Here is a 3450-nt window from a genome sequence, read left to right as displayed (position 1 = left end):
CCAGGCCGAGCTGTGCGGGCGAGACGTCGAGCGATTCCGCGAGCGCCGTGAACGCGGGCACGTCGGCGATGATCCGCGTTCGGATGTCTCCGGGGTCGCGGCCGATCTGCCGGTCGCCGTTCACCTTTCCGGCGAGCACGCCGCCTTCCAGGCAGTCCGAAGCCTGCAGGGTGAGGCCCTGCTCCCACAGGCGGGCGAACGGGGCGCCGTCGGGGATCGAGCGTCGGGACACGCTGTACTTCAGCTGTGCGATCTGCGGGCCGGCGACCCCCTCTCGTGCGGCGAGGTCGATCAGGGTCTGGATGCTCGAGGCCGACCAGTTGTTCACGCCCCACGCGCGGATGAGTCCGGATTCGGTGAGTCGGGCGAGATCGATCACGAGGTCGCGCAGGTCGAGGTCGTCCCGCCGCAGGTCGCCCAGGATCACGAGGTCGGCGTGCTCGACGCCCACCCGCATCAGGGCGTTCTCGAGCTGCGGGCGGAAGCCGTCGGCGTCGAAGGCCTCGAGCCACAGCTTCGACGACAGCAGCCAGTCCTCACGGGCGAGACCGGCGGCGCGGACCATGGCGGAGAAGATGACATCCGTGAACACGGGCGGGGCGCCGGGCGCGGAGTACACGCCGACGTCGAAGAGGTTGACACCGCGCTCCACGGCCTCCCGCAGCATGGCCACCGCGTCGGCGAAGTCCATGCGGTCGTAAGTGTGCCAGGAGCCCAGGGAGAACAGCGAGGCGTCGATGCCGCTGCGACCGATCTCGCGGCGGGGGACGGTGCGGAGGGGAGTGGTCATCGGAGGCTCACATTCTCGGGTCGATGACGGCCTTGACCTCATCGAGGTGGTGCATGCGGGCGATCTTGTCCGAGGCGTCGGCGAGACCGACGGGGGCGCTGAACAGGGCGTCCCACGGGTAGCGATCGGCGAAGGCGGCGAAGAAGTCGATGGCCCTGGCGTAGTCCGAGATGTCGCCGTTCAACGAGCCGACCACCGTGAGCTCCTTGCCCATGATCGTGCTGAGGGCGAAGCCGTCGCCCGCTGGTCCCGTGGAGCCGACGATCGCGATCGTGCCGCGCTGCGCGGCCATGCCGACGGCGTCGGGGCCGACGCTCGGTGCCCCGGCGAAGTCGAAGACGTGGTCGGCGCCGAGGCCGCCGGTGAGCTCGAGAACCTGATCCACGACGGGTCCGTCGCGGAAGTCGACGACGGCATCCGCACCGAAGCGCGCGGCGAGCTCGAGGCGGACGGCGGGAGCGCCGACCGTGATGACGCAACCCGCACCGGCGATCTTCGCGACGGCGGTGGCGAAGATGCCGAGGGCTCCGGACCCCTGGACCACGACGGTCGAGCCTGGACGGATGCGGCCCGCGCGCTCGAAGGCGCGCAGCACGGTCTTCGCCGCGCATCCCGCCATCGACGCCCACGTGTCCTTGACCGTCGGCGGCAGCAGCAGCTTGGCTGCACCGGGGGTGACGTAGGCGTACTCGGAGAGCCCCGCGGTGGCGAACGGGTGCACATCGGCGCGCTGCAGGAATCCGTAGCCGCGGCGCGAGCAGGCGACGGGTTCGCGCAGCACGACGCAGCCGTGGCACTCCCCGCAGGTCGACTCCGACCAGCCGATGCGGTCGCCGGCGGAGAGCGGTCGACCCAGCGCATCGCGGGTATCCGTGCCGACGGCGACGATCTCGCCGACCATCTCGTGCCCGAGGACCATGGGCAGCATGCCGGGGAAGGTCATCCTCCCCTCCCAGATCTCGATGTCGGTGCCGCAGAGCGTGGTGCAGGCGATGCGCACGAGCGCGGCGCCCGGTTCGACCTCGCTCGGGAGGGGGAGCTCCTGCAGTGTGAGGGGTTCGCCGTGGGCGGTGAGCACGGCGGCGCGGGTGAGGGTGGGTATCGACATGGGGGTCCTCTCAGACCAGGAGCTGGCCGCCGTCGACGGCGACCGAGACTCCGGTGATGTGGTTGGCGGCGTCGCTCGCGAGGAACAGCACGAGCGGCGTGATCTGGTCGACCTCGGCGATGCTCCCGAGGGGGATGCGGGACTCCCAGGCGGCTCGGGCGTCGGGGTCGGAGGCGAAGCCGGCCGTCAGCGGGGTGAGGACCGGACCCGGTGCGACGGCGTTCACGCGCACTCCCGAGGCGGAGAGCTCGAGGGCGGCGGTGCGGGTGAAGGCGTCGACCGCGGCCTTCGTCGCCTCGTAGTGTCCGAGGCCCGCGGTGGGCTGGCGGGCGCCGATCGAGGAGATGTTGACGATCGAACCGTGCCCCGCCTCGGCCAGCAGTGCGCCGAAGACGTGGAGCATGAGGAACGTGCCGCGCACGTTGACGCGGAGGACGGCATCCACCACATCCACCGGTACCTCCTGCAGCGTGCCGCCACCAGCGACGATGCCGGCGTTGTTGACCAGCACGTCGATGCCGCCGGACTCCCTGACCCGCTCGGCCGCTGCTCGCACCGACGCTTCGTCGCCGATGTCGAGGGGGAGCGGGGTGGCGCCGATCTCGGCGGCGACGGCAGCGGCTGCGTCGGCGTCCACGTCGCCGATGAACACCTTGTCGCCGGCCGTGCGGAAGGCGGTGGCGATGCCGCGGCCGAGCCCGGACGCCCCTCCGGTGACCAGGATGCGGCGGGGGGAAACGGTCATGTTCGTCCTCACTGACGGGTGTTCTGACGGGATGAGTCCGTTATATTCTACAAACATAGAAAAACACAACCCCGTGCCACGAGACGGCGAAGGAGCCCTCATGCCCGATCCGACATATCCCCGCACACCCCTGTTCTCGGGCGGGGCGCCGGTGCCGCCGCTCGCCCTGGGGTCGTGGAACACCTGGGATCGCATGGAGCGGGACGAGGCGGTCACCCTCATCCGGCGCGCGGTGGAGCTCGATGCGGGGTTCTTCGACGTCGCGTACTACAACATGGGTCCGCACGCCGAGAACTCCCGCACCGACATCCTGTTCGGCGAGGCGCTGCGGGCGAGCGGCGTCGACCGCGCGGACATCGTGCTGTGCGGGAAGCTCTGGCTGTGGGACTGGCCGAACCAGGGGTTCCGTGCGCAGCTCGTGGAGTCGCTGCAGCGGGCCGGCCTCGACCGGTTCGACACCCTCGTGGTGGGCGACTACGTCGATGCCCCCGACCTGCCGCGGCTCGTGGCCGACGTGAACGCGCTGATCGACGAAGGGCTCGTCGGTTCCTGGGGCATCAACAACTGGCGCATCGAACACACGCGGCAGGCTCTCGCGGAATCCGAGGCTCAGGGGGCGGCCGGACCGGTGTTCGCACAGTTGAAGTACGGCATCGCTCGTCGGTCGATGGCGGAAGGCGACGCCTACGGGCCGCTGTTCGCCGACGGCACGCTCGCCCTCCAGGCCTCGGACGTGTTCGAGGGGGGCATCCTCGCCACCGGACGGATGCCGGAACGGAAGATCGGTGCCGACGTCGGCGGGATCCG

4 protein-coding genes are annotated in these 3450 nt (G+C 70.6%); 1 reads left to right on the top strand and 3 read right to left on the bottom strand.

Annotated elements, in window-relative coordinates; translation table 11 throughout:
- The 3 genes from DSP71_RS09795 to DSP71_RS09785 form a co-directional block, all read right to left on the bottom strand.
- Positions 1-790 (bottom strand): aldo/keto reductase (locus tag DSP71_RS09795; RefSeq protein ID WP_147251274.1); only part of this gene is annotated, 790 nt, incomplete at its 3' end.
- 7 nt (positions 791-797) lie between these two features.
- A complete protein-coding gene (locus DSP71_RS09790) occupies positions 798-1898 on the bottom strand; it encodes a zinc-binding dehydrogenase (protein WP_179515886.1) in 1101 nt (366 codons plus the stop codon).
- A gap of 10 nt (positions 1899-1908) precedes the next feature.
- Positions 1909-2643 (bottom strand): SDR family NAD(P)-dependent oxidoreductase, encoded by a 735-nt coding sequence (locus DSP71_RS09785; protein ID WP_113680985.1) that lies wholly within the window; start codon positions 2641-2643, stop codon positions 1909-1911.
- Between the two features lie 100 nt (positions 2644-2743).
- Here DSP71_RS09785 and DSP71_RS09780 point away from each other — a divergent pair.
- Positions 2744-3450, top strand: a 707-nt coding sequence (locus DSP71_RS09780; RefSeq protein WP_258546357.1) for an aldo/keto reductase, incomplete at its 3' end; no start/stop codon positions are given.

Source organism: Microbacterium sp. H6 (assembly GCF_003314775.1).
Classification (GTDB): Bacteria; Actinomycetota; Actinomycetes; order Actinomycetales; family Microbacteriaceae; genus Microbacterium; species Microbacterium oxydans.
This window is presented reverse-complemented; position numbering and strand designations above follow the sequence as displayed.

Coding starts and splice junctions, on each gene's coding strand:
- DSP71_RS09790 (WP_179515886.1), bottom strand. CDS start 1,898: ATGTCGATACCCACCCTCACCCGCGCCGCCGTGCTCACCGCCCACGGC.
- DSP71_RS09785 (WP_113680985.1), bottom strand. CDS start 2,643: ATGACCGTTTCCCCCCGCCGCATCCTGGTCACCGGAGGGGCGTCCGGG.